Source organism: Kribbella sp. NPDC050281 (genome assembly GCF_040655855.1).
Taxonomy (GTDB): Bacteria; Actinomycetota; Actinomycetes; order Propionibacteriales; family Kribbellaceae; genus Kribbella.
The window spans coordinates 124,869-138,820 of the sequence record NZ_JBFAKS010000006.1 but is presented as its reverse complement, the minus strand read 5'-3'; the positions used below and the strand labels follow the sequence as shown (position 1 = coordinate 138,820).

Below are 13,952 nucleotides of genomic sequence, written 5' to 3'. Positions count from 1 at the left end.
GCCGCCGCTCCGGCAATCTGAAGAATTTCCATACCTCAAGAATCCTTCAGCGGGGCCGTTCGGACATCGGCCCTCGGACCGGTCTTGCCTTCATCCCAAGGTCGTACGGTGGAGCCTGCCTACTCCTACTTCGGGAGTGCGGGTAAACCCCTAGGTGATACGCCCCTAGTGGACCAGGACGAAGTCGGCCGGATCGAGCCGCCGGGTGCGGCGCCAGTACGAGACCGTGAACTCTGGCCAGATCGTCGAGTTGCGCCCGGCCGCATCCAGGTACCAACTGCTGCAGCCGGACTGCCAGACCGTGTCACCGAGCTCACCCTGGATCCCGCTGACGAACCGCTCCTGCGCCTCCTCGCGGACCTCGACGTACGACGCTCCGCGGCGGCGGAGCAGGTGCAGGGCCTGCATGACGTAGCGGACCTGGGCCTCGATCATGAACACCATCGAGGAGTGGCCGAGCAGCGTGTTCGGGCCGGCCAGCAGGAACAGGTTCGGGTAGCCGGCGACGGTGATGCCGAGGTGCGCGCCGATCCCCTCACGCTTCCAGTGGTCGGCCAGGTCGACGCCGTCCTTGCCCAGGATCGGCATCCGGGTCAGGTTCGCCGACACGTCGAACCCGGTGCCGAGCACGATCGTGTCGCACGGCCGCTCGATCCCGTCGGCGGTGACCACGCCGGTCGGGGTGACCCGGGTGATCGGGGTGGTGACGAGGTCCACATTCGACCGGCCGAGGGCCGGGTAGTAGTCGTTGGAGTAGAGGATCCGCTTGCAGCCGATCTGGTACGCCGGAGTCAGCCTGGCCCGCAGATCCGGATCGGGCACCTGCTTGCGGAGATGCCGCTTGGCCTGGATTTCCAGGCCTTTCATCAACTTCGGGGTGCCCGCGAACCCGGCGCCGCGACCCTCGAGACCCCAGTAAATGGCGTTCCGGATCGCGCGCTGACCGGCCGGGAACCGTTCGTGCAGCCGGCGTTCCCGGGGGCCGATCGCGCGGTCCGGCTTGGACATGACCCACGGTGCGGTCCGCTGGTACACGTCCAGCTGAGCGACCTCCTCGGCGATCCGCGGGACGAACTGGATCGCGGACGCGCCGGTCCCGATCACCGCGACGTTGCGGCCGTGCAGGTCGTGGTCGTGATTCCACTGCGCCGAGTGGAACGTCGTACCGGCGAAGGAATCGAGGCTGGGGAGGTCCGGCCGCTTGGGTTCGTGCAGGCTGCCGACGCCGGTCACCAGGGCCTGGGTCTGGATGGTCTCGTCGCCGTTCACGGTCACGGTCCACTGACCGGTGGCTTCGTCGAACGCGGCCTCGGTCACCTCGGCGCCGTACCGGATCTTCGGGGTGATGCCGTACTTGTCCGCGCAGTGCCGGAGGTAGCCGAGGATCTCGTCCCAGGGCGCGAACATGCGAGTCCAGTGGGGATTCTGCTCGAACGAGAACGAGTAGAGGTACGACGGGATGTCGCACGCGCAGCCGGGATAGGTGTTGTCCCGCCAGGTGCCACCGAGTTCGGCGGCCTTCTCGAGGATGACGAAGTCCTCGCACCCGGCCTGCCGCAGCTTGATCCCCATACACAGCCCGGCGAACCCGGCCCCGATGATCACGACCTCAGTCATACCGACGAAGGTTACCGGCGAGTCACGCGGACCTCCAGCACTCATCAACGGCCGTCAGCGGGCGCGCTCGAGCGTGGAGCCGGGCCGATCGGTCACGTTGATGAGTGTTTGGCGTCCGCCAACCGGTGCAGGATCTCGCCGGCGTTCGGGATGACCAGGGTGTCGGGGTCGTTCTCGAGGGCGGCCAGGTCGACGCTCGCCGGATCCAGGTAGCCGAGGTTGGCGCCGCGGACGACGTCCTCCGGGATGCCGGTGGCCAGCGTGACCTGGACGCGGAGGTGCTCGCCGGTCGCCGGGTCCCAGGTGCCGACGCCGCGGAGGTGGGTCGAGTGGGCGAGCACACCCCAGTGCAGGTCGCGGAACTTCTCCCACTGGCCGATGAAGTAGTCGCGGCAGTGGTACCCGATCTCCTCGATCTCCGGGTGCATCGCGGCCAGCCGGGTCACGTGCGGCGCGTACAGGATGACCTCGCCGCCGTCGGCGACGATCGGCTCGACCTTGTAGAAGCCCTTCGCCGCGGTCCAGATGTCGGCGTACTTCGCCGGCATCATCGAGACCACCCGCCGGACCGGCTGGTCCAGGTAACGGATGTGGGTCTGGGCGGAGATGTCGGCGGCCGCGCGCCACGAGGAGGCGGTGTCACCGAAGGCGATCGCGTGCAGGGAGTCCGTGCCGGACTGCGCGACCACGGACAGCGCGAGCTTCTCCGCCGGGATCAGCGACGCGGCCTCGTCGATCAGCGCCCGCACCGGCGTGATGCCCGGCGTACCGATGATGTTCGCGCTGGTGATCAGGGCGCCGAGCCAGTGCGACAGGTCGATCACTTCCTGGCCGGCCACACCGGGGAAGAAGTACTTGTTGCCGCCGGAGAAACCGACCACCTCGTGCGGGAACACCGGGCCGACGACCAGCGCGACGTCGTGCTCGACCACGGCCCGATTGAGTTTGACCGGGACCTCGTCGCGCAGCATCTCGTCGGAGATCTCGCCGACCCGGTCCGCGCTGATCGTGCCGAGATCGACGAACGTGTCCGGTTTCCACCACTCGTGATTCAGTACGCCGTCGTACTCGCCGCCGAGGTGGTCGCGGAGCTGGTCCGGCGTCATCTCCGCATGCGTGCCCAGGGCAACCAAGGTGGTGAGCTTGCTGACCCGGCCGTCGAGCGCCTGGTGGACCGCCTTCATCAGCAACGGGAGCGGGCAGCTCCGGGTGGCGTCCGGGACGATCACGCAGACACTGCGCCCGTCCAGTCCGGCACCGGCCAACGAGTCGCCGACGAAGCTCATCACCTCGTCGTCGGTCAGGACCTGGCCCACTCCACCGATCACCGCCGCTGTGCTCACACTCCCGACCTTACCGAGCCCTCAGCCTCGGTCCAGCCGTTGACCGGTGGGTGGCGGCGTTGCACGATCGGGGTGGCACCTGGGGGAGCGGGAGCTAGGGCGAGGGGGAAATCAGCATGTCCGACACGATCGAACGGCCGCCGGGGGCGCGACCCGAGGGATTCGGGGGAGTGGTCCTGCGGTCCGGGGACGCGGCGTACGACGACGCCCGGACGGTGTTCAACACGATGATCGACAAGCGGCCGGCGATGATCGCGCAGTGCGAGTCCGCGGCCGACGTCCAGGCGGCGGTCCGGTACGGCGTCGCCCAGGACCTCGAGCTCGCCGTCCGCGGCGGTGGTCACGGCGTGGCCGGGACGGGGGTCACCGAGGGTGGTCTGGTCGTCGACCTGCGCAGGCTGAACGACGTACAGATCGACCCGGAGGCGCGGCTCGCGCGCGTCGGCGGCGGCGCGACGTGGGGTGACTTCGACCGGGCCTGCCGGCCGTACTGGCTGGCGACGACGGGCGGCCGGGTCTCGACGACCGGTGTCGCCGGGCTCACCCTCGGTGGCGGATCGGGATGGCTGGAACGCAAGTTCGGTCTGGCCTGCGACGCGCTGGTGTCGGTCGAGCTGGTCACTGCCGATGGGCGGTTGGTCATCGCGGACGAGACGAAGAACACCGAGCTGTTCTGGGCCTTGCACGGCGGCGGCGGGAACTTCGGGGTCGCGACGTCGATGACGTTCAAGCTGCAGCCGTTGCCGGCGGTCACACTCGGGCTGCTGATGTGGCCCGCGGACGCCGGTCCGGCGGTGTTCCGCGCGTACCGGGACCTGATCGAGCAGGGGGCACCGGAGGAGCTTGGTGGCGGAGCGATCTACCTGACCGGGCCGCCCGAGGACTTCGTGCCGCAGCACCTGCAGGGCAAGCTCACCGTCGCGGTGGCCGGGGTCTACGCCGGCGGCGAGCCGGAGCTGCGGGACGCGCTCGCGCCGATGTTCGCGCTGGCACCGGAAGTGCAGATGGTCTCGGAGATGCCGTACGACGTGCTGCAGTCGTCGCTCGACGATCCGCCGGGGTTCCGCAACTACTGGTCGGCCGAGCATCTGTCGTCGCTGCCCGACCCGGCGATCCAGGCGTTGTCCGACCGGGTCGTGGACATGCCGTGCCCGTCGCCGTCGCAGCAGATCTGCGTGCCGTGGGGTGGTGAGGTACTGCGGGCCGCGGACAAGTGGCCGCTGCCGCATCGGCAGGCCGCCTGGGTGGTCCATCCATTCGGCCTGTGGGCGGATCCGGCCGACGACGAGCGTGGGATCCATTGGGCCCGTGATCTGTGCAACGACCTGAAGGAGTGGTCGACCGGGTACGTGTACCTGAACTTCATCGGTAACGAGGGCCAGAACCGGGTGATCGCCGGATTCGGTGAGGCGAACTACCAGCGGCTGTCCCGGGTGAAGTGCGAGTACGACCCCGAGAACGTTTTCCACCTGAACCAGAACATCGAGCCGGGCTGGCCGAGCTAGAAAGGCATCCGGCCAGGACGATGGTGACATTGGGACGAACGCGCGACCTCGTGCACCAAACAACCACCAGCGATCCGCCGATGTGGTCGATCCGTGCTCAACGTCGCCGAAGAGACAAACGGACAGGAGGTGTCGAGTGATCGGCGCGTTGTGCAGGTGCTGCTGAGCGTGCCGAGTACCTGTTCGGCGTGACACCTCCTGTCGAAATGCCCCGGTCTGTCAGTTCCTCGGCGCGGGGAGATTCAGAATGCTCAGGACCAGATGCAACTAGACGGTGACCGGATCGCGCTGCCGGGACCACTGGAGGTGTACGGCGGCGGCGTACGTGATGGCGGCCAGCGGGGCTGCCCACAGACGGAAGAACGGTAGCTGGCCGGTGACCGCGGTTGCCGTGAAGATCACGCCGAACAGAGTCGCGCCCGTGATCGTGCCCCGCCGCCGGCTCTCGAGCGCCGTACTGGGCAATGGACCCATGTGCCGATCGAGGGCGGTGCAGAGCGCGCTCAGTCCGGCGATCGTGGTGACGACGAAAAGGACCCCGCCGACGATCTCGCCGAGCACGATCGCGACCGCGTTGAAGAACACCAGCACAGCGACGGCGACGAGAACGTCCAACGCTCCGAAGGTCAACTGGTTGCGCCTCCGTCGGCGCAGATCGACCCCCTCCGCACGCCGGGTCGGACCTGGCTCGCCGGACAACCGCTTGATCGTCAGCACAAGACCGGTCACCAGGACGACAAGGATCAGTACGCCGAGAACGGAAAGCACCGTCGATCGAGTCGTCGACATGTACTGGCGTACATCGCCGCCACCGAAGTCACAGCTGGCCGATGGCGGGAACCATGACGTGTGCACCTCGATCGTGCTGCCGCCGTGGAGCTTCTTCTCACACGCCTCGCTCGGATCGAACCAGCTCGGCATCGCCGTCGACACCGCGATCGCCCACCCCAGCCCGCACACGAGTCCCAACCCCAACAACAACCCCGCCTGCCGCCTCAGCCACTGCACGCGCCCACCCTCTCATCCGGCCCAGCTCTACCGTCGCGAAGGCGGCGCCTGGAAGGTCTTCCATCGGCACGCGGACGCGCTGGAGACCTAGTGTCCTGAGTCGGAAGCTCGACGGCGCTTTCGGCGCCCAGGCACGCACCTCGCGGCACTTGCCCAGCGCCCACGATGCTCCGCATCGAGGCCACTGCTCAAGCACCCCGATGCACGCACCTGAACACCGAAATCTCTCGCCGAACTTCCGACTCAGGACACTAGCTCAACTCGTGCAGTCGCGGAGGTAGTCGGTGGTCGAGCGCGGTGTGATACCCCGGCTGCGCAACGGTTCGTCGTCCCAGGGTGCGTCGTGCAGGTCCTGGAGTAGGCCGACACCCAACGCCGACGCCATCCCGTCGTTGGTGCGGCTGAGGATGCGGACCATCACGCGGACGACGGGCCGCGGCATGTGCTGCACTTTCAGGCGCCGGCCGGTGAACTGCTCGGCGATGGCGACTGCTTCGTTCCGGCTGAGCGCCTCCGGTCCGCCGAATTCGATCAGCTCGGGCGGATCGGGCTCGACCGCCACGGCCGCGACGAGAGCCGCGACGTCGTCTGTGCTCACCCATCGTTGCTTGGCGTCGCCCTTCCCGATGGTCGACACCTTGCCGTTGGCGATGTCGAAGCGGCCCGGTGGTGCCAGATGAATCTCGTGGAAGGCATCCGGCCGCACGATGACGGCCCGCATGCTCGAGGCCTTCAATCGCCGTTCGACAGCCAGCTTGGCGCGCTCGAGCGGTAGACCGAGGCCCGCCTCGACACCGGCGTACGAAACGTAGACAAATCGCTCCACACCGGCCGCCTGGGCCGCGTCGACCAGGGCAACCATCCCCACCTCGTCGACTTCGTGCAACGACGGCCCAGGTACGCGCGCCAACAGCCGAGCAATCGCAGTCGCGGTGGCGACAACCGTGCTGACCCCCTCACACGCCTTCTGAAGACTCGCGCTGTCCGTCAGATCCCCCCGAACCACCTTCGCCCCAGCCTCTTCCAGCCGACTCCCGTCCGACTGCGGCCGCACCAGGCACACCACCTCCTGCCCAGCCCCCACCAACAGCCGGACAACCCGCCCACCCAACTCACCCGTCCCACCCACAACCAGCATCATCAGACCCACCCCCTACCTCGAAGGTGACCCCCAACCCCCACCGACGCAACCCCTCAACCCGGCTCAGGAGAGATCACGGAGGTTGTGCTCGGCAACTAGGTGGACTCGAGGGTGGCGAGGTCGCGTTCGGCGTACAGGCGGTGTTGCCATTCCTCATTGAGGAGCAACAGGAGGATCTCGCGGATCGAGTAGTTGTCCGGCGGCGGCCAGCCGGGGCCGGGGACGGGGGTGGTGTCGGCGTTCAGGGCGTCCTCGGTGAGGTCGTCGACGTACCGGCGTACGACAGCCACCCGGTCCCGGCGCAACTGCAGGACTTCCTCGAGGGACGGGCGTACGTCGCGATCCCACGGAACGCCGGGTGTTTCGCCCATCTCGTCGAACGGCAGATCCAGCGGATGCCACGGCGCGGGGTCGCCCAGGATCACCCGGCCAATCCACGCATCCGTGGCGAACGCGAGGTGCCGCAGCGTCTGGATGAACGACCACTCCCCGTCCACGCTCTCGTGCAGCAACTCGGGCGGCAGCTTCCGCGCCCGCTCGTCGGTCCCGTCCCACAGCCGCTCGACCACATCCCATGCCTCCCGGAACCCGGGTACGTCGGTCGGCCGCATCTTCACGCGATCGGGGTACCGCCGGTCCAACTCGGCGGACACATGGCCCTCGACATCGACACCGTTGATCACCAGACCCTCGATGTCGCCGTCGATCCGCACCTGCCCGAGATCCATCCCACGCATCACCGCACCACGCAGTTTCACCCGCTCGAACCGGGCGCCGCGCAAATCAACATCCCGAACCACCACACCGCGCAAATCAGCCCGCTCGATCGCATCCACGTTTTCCATATTTTCAAGCTAAAACACATTCCGGACACCCTTCTTCCGGAACCCCAAGAAAAACAAGCCACTCGCGAGCTCTGGTCGCGTCTGATCGGCCGGGTTAGATTGCGAGCAGCGTCGGACCTGGGGGACTGGTCTATCCGCTTCGTGGGGGAGCTATGAGTGTTTTCCGTCATCATTCCTACCGTCGTCGTGGCGCCATCGGCGTTGCCGTTGTGCTCGCTCTGGTCGCCGGGCAGCAGGCACCGGCGAGCGCCGTACCGAACGACGAGCACTACGCCAAACAGTTGGTCAAGAAGGTCGACGGCAAGAACGTCAAGAAACACCTCGACGCGTTACAGGCGATCGCCAACGCGTCCGGCGGGACCCGTGCGGCCGGGACCAAGGGCTACGACCGCTCGGTTGCCTACGTCGCACTCCGGCTCGGGGCCGCGGGGTACAAGGTCACACTCGATCCGGCCAACTTCGTCGAGAGCTGGACGGAGAACAGCCCGCCGACGCTCGCGGTGACGGGCGGTCAGACGTACGTACCGAACGAGCAGTTCGTCACCTTCCAGCCGTCGCCGTCCGGTGACGTGACGGCGCAGATCCAGGCCGTGGACCTGGTCCTGCCGCCGACACCCACCCCGACATCGACGAGTGGATGCGAGACGTCGGACTTCGCCGGCTTCGTGGCCGGCCGGATCGCGCTGGTCCAGCGCGGCACGTGCCCGTTCATCGCCAAGGTGCAGAACGCTCGCGATGCCGGAGCCAGCGCGATCATCGTCTTCAACGAGGGCCAGCCGGGCCGCACGGATGCGGGACCGCTCGACCTCGGTGAGTGGCGACTCGGCATCCCGATGGTGTACGCCGACTTCTCCGTCGGCACCGAGCTGGCCGCGAGCCCGGGCGCGGTCGTTCATCTGAAGGTCGACGCGAACCTGCAACTCGGCACCGACTACAACGTGATCGCCGAAACCAAGAAGGGCGATCCGAACAACGTGGTCATGGTCGGCGCTCACCTCGACAGCGTGCCGGAAGGCCCAGGAATCAACGACAACGGCTCAGGTGCGGCGGCGATCCTGGAGACCGCGCTGCAACTCGCGAAGGTCCCGGTGAAGAACAAGGTCCGGTTCGCGTTCTGGGCCGCCGAGGAGCTCGGGCTGCTCGGGTCCGACCAGTACGTCGCGAAGCTGTCCGCGGCGGATCGGGATCGGATCCGGCTGTACCTCAACTTCGACATGATCGCCTCGCCGAACTTCGCCTACAAGCTGTACGACGGCGACGACTCCGACGCGGTCGGCGCGCCGGCCGGGCCGGCCGGCTCGGCCCAGATCGAGAATCGGCTGGAGACGTTCTTCAACAGCCGCGGCCTCGGTCATGTCGGCACCGACTTCGACGGTCGCTCCGACTACGGCCCGTTCATCGCGGCAGGCATCCCCGCCGGCGGCATCTTCACCGGCGCCGAAGGCGAGAAGACACCTGAGGAAGCAGCCCTGTTCGGCGGTACGCCGGGAGTCGCGTACGACCTCTGCTACCACGAGGCCTGCGACACCCTCGCCAACGTGAACGCCACCGCCCTGGACGTCAACTCCGACGCCATCGCCGACTCCACCGCCCGCTACGCCTTCAACCTGACCACCATCCCCGACTGACCCCCCGGCCGCGTCTCCACCCCGCCCCCGATGCGGGGTGGAGACGCCCCCCTTCACGGGTCAGGCCAGTGACTTGGTGAACATCAGGGTGGCTTCGTCGTCCAGTCGTACTGTGTTGCCGGGGGCAACTGGTTGGTTGTCGTACATGAGGCCTCGGCCGTCGGGGAGATAGCCGCGGCGGACGTACATGCGCTGGGCTTGGCCGTAGTCGGCGTACAGACCGACGCCGATCCCGACCACCGCGGACCGCTGCGCCACCAATGCCTCCGCCGCGTCCATCAGCCCGCTGCCGATCCCGCGGCGCCGGTACGGCGGCAGCACGTTGAAGTCCTGGATCTCCGGCAACCCGTCGAAGTACGCCGACTCCCACCGCACCGTCACGTAGCCGACGAACTCCTCGTCAACCGTCGCCACCAACACATCCCGCACCCCAGCCGCCTGCTCGGCCAAATACTTCTCGTACTGCTCAACCGGCTTGTCCCACCCGATAGCCGTGAACGCCCGCGAAATAACCACCGGATCCCCGTCCCGCAAAACCCGGATCCCATACCCGCCACTCATGACATCCTCTTCCGCCGGCACGCCTGGGAGCGTAGCCGCAGGACCACCACCCGGTCGCTGGGTTTTCGTGCACAACCAGCTCCCGGGTGGCGGAGATCCGTCAACGGGTTGCGCGGGCTGCTTGTTCGATGACTTTGGTGATCGGGCTGGGCTTGGAGACCAGGCCTAGATGGCCGGCCTTGATCTTGGTGATCTTGGACTTGGCTCGGGTGGCCATGAAGAGTTGGGCCTCGGGGGTGATGATGCGGTCGCCGGTGCCGAGGACGTACCAGGACGGGATGGTCAGGTACGCCGGCGTACCCGAAGGTGTGCTTCCGGCGCTCAGGGTCAGCGGTCGCTGGGACGGGTAGAGGAGCTCGGCCTCGTGGCGTGGGACGCCGGACGCGAACGACGTCAGGAAGGTGCCGCGCTTGAGGTAGAGGTCGACGTCACCGGGAGGCGCGCCCGGATAGGGGACGAAGTCGAAGACGGTGGTGGGGTCGACGTTCAGTGCGGAGTCCTCGCCGGCCAGCGGGAAGATCGCTTCTCCCGCTGCGGGTGCGAACGCGTCGACGTACACGAGCGCTTTGACGTTCCGGTTGCCGGTCGCCGCGTTGGTGATGACGGCGCCGCCGTACGAGTGACCGACCAGCACGACGGGTCCGGACAACGTGGACAGGAAGCTTCTGATGGTTTCGGCGTCGGTGGTGAGGTTGCGCAACGGGTTCGGTGGCACGCGGACGTTGTAGCCGTCGTTCAGCAGACGGCTGGTGACCTTGGACCAACTGGATCCGTCGGCCCAGGCGCCATGGACGAGCACGATGGTGGGTTTCGGGCCACCGGGATGGGACGCCGCCGCAGGGGTTATCGCGGTCAGCACCAGACCCAGGACGGCCGTGAGCACGGTTAGCACACGGAAGAGAGGTGATCGGTTCCTGTTCATCGACAGGTCCTTTCGTCAGGCGACTGTCGCCGGGAGGGCGCGCGAGCATGACGAAGTCAGTTGATGAGTGTGGTGGTGCGGGGGCAGAGCGCTACGACTGGAAGAACTCCAGCAGGTCGGCGTTGACCACGTCGGCGTGGGTGGTCGGCATGCCGTGGGGGAGGTCCTTGTACGTCTTCAGGACTCCGTTCTTCAGCAGCTCCGCCGACCGCGGGCCCGAGGCGACGTACGGAACGATCTGGTCATCCTCGCTGTGGACCACCAGCACCGGGATGCCGATCTGCTTCAGGTCCTCGGTGAAGTCGGTCTGGGAGAACGCGACGATGCCGTCGTAGTGCGCCTTGGCCCCGCCCATCATGCCCTGGCGCCACCAGTTCTGGATGACCGCCTCGGATGCCTCCGCGCCGGGCCGGTTGTACCCGTAGAACGGTCCGGACGGCAGCGCGCGGTAGAACTCCGAGCGGTTCGCCGCCAGCTGGGCCTGCAGGTCGTCGAAGACCTCCTTGGGCAGGCCGTCCGGGTTGGCGCCGGTCTTCACCATCAGCGGTGGTACGGCGCAAAGCAGTGCGGCCTTGGCAGCACGGGCCTCACCGTGCCGGGCGAGGTAGTGCGTGACTTCGCCGCCGCCGGTCGAGTGGCCGACGTGGAGGCAGTCGCGCAGGTCGAGATGCTCGACGACCGCGGCGAGGTCGTCGGCGTAGTGGTCCATGTCGTGGCCGTCGCCGGTCTGCGTCGACCGGCCGTGACCGCGGCGGTCATGGGCGACGACGCGGTACCCCTGCTGCAGGAAGAACAGCATCTGGTTGTCCCAGTCGTCGGCCGACAGCGGCCAACCGTGACTGAAGACGATCGGCTGACCGCTGCCCCAGTCCTTGTAGAAGATCTCGGTACCGTCGCTGGTCGTGATCATTCCCACTGTGCTGCCCCCTCAAAGTGCGTGACGAAGTAGCCCCGGCCTCGAACGGCACACGGGACCAGGAGCCCGGCACCGAATCGTCGTCAGCCCGAAACCCTTTGTCAGCAACGGGTTTGGTGACCTCACCACCCCCACGCCACCCTAGCCCCCGACGGCCGATCTGAGGAGCCCCCAAGTAGCGGACACCCCCTGTCCGCTACCTCTCCTAGGGTCGAAGCATGACGACGAACGAGCAGGTTCTGACTGGTGAGCGGGCCGATATTCTCGACTTTCTTGCGAAGCACCGGTACTTCCTGCGGCACACCGCGGAAGGGCTCACGGACGAGCAGGCGAACACTCGCAGTACGGTCAGCGCGTTGACCGTCGGCGGGCTGATCAAGCACGTCACCGCGGTCGAGCGGATGTGGACCGACTTCGCCCAGACAGGCCCTGGCACGGACGCGCCCGAGGCGACCGAGTACACGCCGGAAGCGATCGCCGAGTGGGAGAACCAGTTCCGGCTCACCGAGGGCGAGACGCTGGCCGGCGTACTGGCGGAGTACGAGAAGGTCGCCGCCGCCACCGACAACCTGCTCCGCACTCTCGACCTCGACGTCGCCTACGAGCTCCCGGCCGCGCCGTGGCAGCCACCGGGCGTGTTCTGGACGGTACGTCGTGTCTTCCTGCACATCACCGCCGAGACCGCGCAGCACGCCGGCCACGCCGACATCATCCGCGAAACCATCGACGGCCAGAAAACCATGGGCTGATCCGCTCGTTCAGCGTTCCAGCGTGCGCAGGTCCTTGATGCTTTCGTCGATCAGGCGCGCCGACGGACCGAGCCTTGCGCCTATCCCTTTGGGTCCGGTTCTGGCGCCCACGGGGGATGTCGGGGTGTCGACGCGGGCCGTCGGGCCACTGTCCGCGGGCGGGTCGCCGAACGAGACCGGTGACAGCAGAACCGTCCCCTCGACGGTCAAGAGCCTCACTCCGAGCAGCCGGGCGACGAGCGAGGTGCGTACGACGGCCCCGCCGGCCAGGGTGCTAGTTCTGGCTGGTCTCATCCAGATAGCTGTCGAGCCCGTCGCTTCCGGTTCGGGAAGGCTTGCCGCGTTGACGGCGAGCCTCGTCGAGCCGCTGCGACGCCCGCTGGAGCGCTTCGACCATCTGAACATAGCGTTCACGTCCCGCCTTGGCCCCGAGCACGTACCCCACGCCGAACACCGCCACGCTGCGCAGCTTCATTTCTTGTCCTTCTGCCGCCGCGAGGAGACCACAGCGCTGGCCGCGCTCACACCGATCGCGGCAGCCGCGGCGGCGACGCTGTTGCGCACCGCACCACGGCGCATCGCGTTCGTCGTGCCGGTCGCGATCTGCCCGACAATCCGCTCCGTCCGGCTTTTCCTGTGCAACAGTCCCATGATCGTCTCCACTCCTGGCTATCGCCGCTTCGTTCCGGTCGACCGTTTGAGGGCGGTCACCAGTTCGGTCTTGCTCATCGCCGACCTGCCCTTGACCTCCTCGGCCGTGGCCAGGTTCAGCAGGTCCGTCCTGGTCATCTCGTTGAGGTCGGCAGTGGCACGAGTTCGTCCGTTGCCCTTGCGCTGTGTGGCGGCGCGAGATCGGACCTGTTCAGCCTCGCGGACCCGTTCGTCGGCGTTCTTGGCCTCGCGATCCGCGTCCGCGGCAAGCTGCGCGGCCTGTCGGTGTGCCTCCTCGGCCGCAGCCTTCGTCGCCTCGGTGGCCTCGTCCGCCAGCCGCCTGGCCTCTGCCAGGCTGGCGGTCGCCTCGGCCATCGCCTGCTTGGCCTTCGACTGCGCCGCCTCCGCCTCTTCGCGGGCCTTCGCGACCCGGTCGTCCGCCTCCGCCTTCGCCCGCTGCACCACGCGGTCAGCGTCTGCCTGCGCCGAGGCCCGAGCCCGCTCCACTCGCGCATCGGCCTCGCGGCGTGCCTCGGCGACCTTGTCGCTGACCTCCTGTGTCTGCTCCCGCTCGACGTCACGCACGTACGCCCGGCACCGTTCGGCGACCTGACGCGCCTCGTCGCTGCGCGCCTTCGCCTCCTCGGCCTCGCGTACCGCGTCATCCTCGGCCTGCTTGGCCTCGTCGGCCGCACTTCTGGCTCGCTGGAGCCGCAGCTCGATCGAGTCGCCCACGGGCAGTACATCCATGACAGATGCACCTGCGTGGCGAGCGATGTCCGCCAGGCCGCTTCCAGCCGACTGAGTCGCGCTGCCGGCCGCATCCTTCGTCGCTTCCAATGGCGTCAACGCCTTCGACAGCAGCCAGGTCGCGTTCTGCGGTAAGTCCTTGACCCCGGTGCCCCAGGCCTTCACCAATCTCCCTGCGGTGCGTGTTCCGGCCATGTCGCTGCCTCCCTGATCCTGAATCACATATCAGGCCCCCAGCCACACCGCAGGTACCCGGCGACCTGCACTACAAACTCCTGCAGCGACGCCCGAAATCACTCGATGTGGATGATGTCGG

General features: G+C 67.6%; 16 protein-coding genes. 4 read left to right on the top strand and 12 right to left on the bottom strand.

All coding sequences use genetic code 11. The features are described 5' to 3' along the window. Positions 1-165: 165 nt before the first annotated feature. Entirely contained in the window at positions 166-1,617 is a 1,452-nt protein-coding gene (locus AB0I34_RS09025; RefSeq protein WP_360441905.1) for an NAD(P)/FAD-dependent oxidoreductase, read from the bottom strand. Positions 1,618-1,709: 92 nt separating this feature from the next. Beyond that, positions 1,710-2,960 (bottom strand): lactate racemase domain-containing protein, encoded by a 1,251-nt coding sequence (locus AB0I34_RS09020; protein ID WP_360441902.1) that lies wholly within the window; start codon positions 2,958-2,960, stop codon positions 1,710-1,712. Between the two features lie 116 nt (positions 2,961-3,076). On the opposite strand from AB0I34_RS09020, the gene AB0I34_RS09015 reads away from it, so the two are divergent. Continuing rightward, entirely contained in the window at positions 3,077-4,465 is a 1,389-nt protein-coding gene (locus AB0I34_RS09015; protein WP_360441900.1) for an FAD-binding oxidoreductase, read from the top strand. A 267-nt stretch (positions 4,466-4,732) separates the two neighbouring features. Here the strand turns inward: AB0I34_RS09015 and AB0I34_RS09010 are convergent, their stop codons facing one another. Beyond that, a complete protein-coding gene (locus tag AB0I34_RS09010) occupies positions 4,733-5,254 on the bottom strand; it encodes a hypothetical protein (protein ID WP_360441897.1) in 522 nt (173 codons plus the stop codon). Here AB0I34_RS09010 and AB0I34_RS09005 point away from each other — a divergent pair. Further along, positions 5,253-5,564 (top strand): hypothetical protein, encoded by a 312-nt coding sequence (locus AB0I34_RS09005; protein WP_360441894.1) that lies wholly within the window; start codon positions 5,253-5,255, stop codon positions 5,562-5,564. The two genes, AB0I34_RS09010 and AB0I34_RS09005, sit on opposite strands and share 2 nt — an antisense overlap. 165 nt (positions 5,565-5,729) lie before the next feature. Here AB0I34_RS09005 and AB0I34_RS09000 read toward each other — a convergent pair whose 3' ends face one another. Both AB0I34_RS09000 and AB0I34_RS08995 read right to left on the bottom strand, forming a co-directional pair. Further along, complete coding sequence (locus AB0I34_RS09000) at positions 5,730-6,614, bottom strand: NAD(P)H-binding protein (RefSeq protein ID WP_360441891.1); 885 nt, start codon at positions 6,612-6,614, stop codon at positions 5,730-5,732. A gap of 95 nt (positions 6,615-6,709) precedes the next feature. After that, positions 6,710-7,459, bottom strand: coding sequence for a DinB family protein (locus AB0I34_RS08995; RefSeq protein WP_360441888.1), 750 nt, complete (start codon positions 7,457-7,459; stop codon positions 6,710-6,712). 152 nt (positions 7,460-7,611) lie between these two features. Here AB0I34_RS08995 and AB0I34_RS08990 point away from each other — a divergent pair, with 152 nt between their 5' ends. Next, complete coding sequence (locus AB0I34_RS08990) at positions 7,612-9,087, top strand: M28 family peptidase (RefSeq protein WP_360441885.1); 1,476 nt, start codon at positions 7,612-7,614, stop codon at positions 9,085-9,087. Positions 9,088-9,147: 60 nt separating this feature from the next. Here AB0I34_RS08990 and AB0I34_RS08985 read toward each other — a convergent pair whose 3' ends face one another. The 3 genes from AB0I34_RS08985 to AB0I34_RS08975 form a co-directional block, all read right to left on the bottom strand. Further along, entirely contained in the window at positions 9,148-9,648 is a 501-nt protein-coding gene (locus AB0I34_RS08985) for a GNAT family N-acetyltransferase (protein WP_360441882.1), read from the bottom strand. 100 nt (positions 9,649-9,748) lie between these two features. Continuing rightward, positions 9,749-10,531 (bottom strand): alpha/beta hydrolase, encoded by a 783-nt coding sequence (locus AB0I34_RS08980; RefSeq protein WP_360441879.1) that lies wholly within the window; start codon positions 10,529-10,531, stop codon positions 9,749-9,751. Positions 10,532-10,661: 130 nt separating this feature from the next. Further along, entirely contained in the window at positions 10,662-11,486 is an 825-nt protein-coding gene (locus AB0I34_RS08975) for an alpha/beta hydrolase (RefSeq protein WP_360441876.1), read from the bottom strand. Between the two features lie 218 nt (positions 11,487-11,704). Between AB0I34_RS08975 and AB0I34_RS08970 the strand changes: the two genes are divergently transcribed. Then, positions 11,705-12,235 carry a DinB family protein gene (locus tag AB0I34_RS08970; protein ID WP_360441873.1) on the top strand — a complete coding sequence of 177 codons (531 nt, stop codon included), beginning with the start codon at positions 11,705-11,707 and terminating at the stop codon, positions 12,233-12,235. Between the two features lie 9 nt (positions 12,236-12,244). Here AB0I34_RS08970 and AB0I34_RS08965 read toward each other — a convergent pair whose 3' ends face one another. The 4 genes from AB0I34_RS08965 to AB0I34_RS08950 form a co-directional block, all read right to left on the bottom strand. Further along, positions 12,245-12,445 carry a hypothetical protein gene (locus AB0I34_RS08965; RefSeq protein WP_360441870.1) on the bottom strand — a complete coding sequence of 67 codons (201 nt, stop codon included), beginning with the start codon at positions 12,443-12,445 and terminating at the stop codon, positions 12,245-12,247. A gap of 64 nt (positions 12,446-12,509) precedes the next feature. Further along, a complete protein-coding gene (locus AB0I34_RS08960) occupies positions 12,510-12,710 on the bottom strand; it encodes a hypothetical protein (RefSeq protein WP_360441867.1) in 201 nt (66 codons plus the stop codon). Continuing rightward, positions 12,707-12,886: a hypothetical protein gene (locus tag AB0I34_RS08955; protein ID WP_360441864.1), complete on the bottom strand. Its 180-nt coding sequence runs from the start codon at positions 12,884-12,886 to the stop codon at positions 12,707-12,709. The genes AB0I34_RS08960 and AB0I34_RS08955 overlap by 4 nt, the downstream gene beginning before the upstream one ends. An 18-nt stretch (positions 12,887-12,904) precedes the next feature. Then, positions 12,905-13,831, bottom strand: coding sequence for a hypothetical protein (locus AB0I34_RS08950; RefSeq protein WP_360441861.1), 927 nt, complete (start codon positions 13,829-13,831; stop codon positions 12,905-12,907). Between the last annotated feature and the right edge of the window lie 121 nt (positions 13,832-13,952).

Bases quoted from the DNA above. Each gene is read 5' to 3' on its own strand.
- AB0I34_RS09025 (WP_360441905.1), bottom strand. From the start codon at position 1,617: ATGACTGAGGTCGTGATCATCGGGGCCGGGTTCGCCGGGCTGTGTATG.
- AB0I34_RS09000 (WP_360441891.1), bottom strand. From the start codon at position 6,614: ATGATGCTGGTTGTGGGTGGGACGGGTGAGTTGGGTGGGCGGGTTGTC.
- AB0I34_RS08955 (WP_360441864.1), bottom strand. From the start codon at position 12,886: ATGGGACTGTTGCACAGGAAAAGCCGGACGGAGCGGATTGTCGGGCAG.
- AB0I34_RS08985 (WP_360441882.1), bottom strand. From the start codon at position 9,648: ATGAGTGGCGGGTATGGGATCCGGGTTTTGCGGGACGGGGATCCGGTG.
- AB0I34_RS09015 (WP_360441900.1), top strand. From the start codon at position 3,077: ATGTCCGACACGATCGAACGGCCGCCGGGGGCGCGACCCGAGGGATTC.
- AB0I34_RS08990 (WP_360441885.1), top strand. From the start codon at position 7,612: ATGAGTGTTTTCCGTCATCATTCCTACCGTCGTCGTGGCGCCATCGGC.
- AB0I34_RS08995 (WP_360441888.1), bottom strand. From the start codon at position 7,459: ATGGAAAACGTGGATGCGATCGAGCGGGCTGATTTGCGCGGTGTGGTG.
- AB0I34_RS08960 (WP_360441867.1), bottom strand. From the start codon at position 12,710: ATGAAGCTGCGCAGCGTGGCGGTGTTCGGCGTGGGGTACGTGCTCGGG.
- AB0I34_RS08970 (WP_360441873.1), top strand. From the start codon at position 11,705: ATGACGACGAACGAGCAGGTTCTGACTGGTGAGCGGGCCGATATTCTC.
- AB0I34_RS09005 (WP_360441894.1), top strand. From the start codon at position 5,253: ATGTACTGGCGTACATCGCCGCCACCGAAGTCACAGCTGGCCGATGGC.
- AB0I34_RS09010 (WP_360441897.1), bottom strand. From the start codon at position 5,254: ATGTCGACGACTCGATCGACGGTGCTTTCCGTTCTCGGCGTACTGATC.
- AB0I34_RS08950 (WP_360441861.1), bottom strand. From the start codon at position 13,831: ATGGCCGGAACACGCACCGCAGGGAGATTGGTGAAGGCCTGGGGCACC.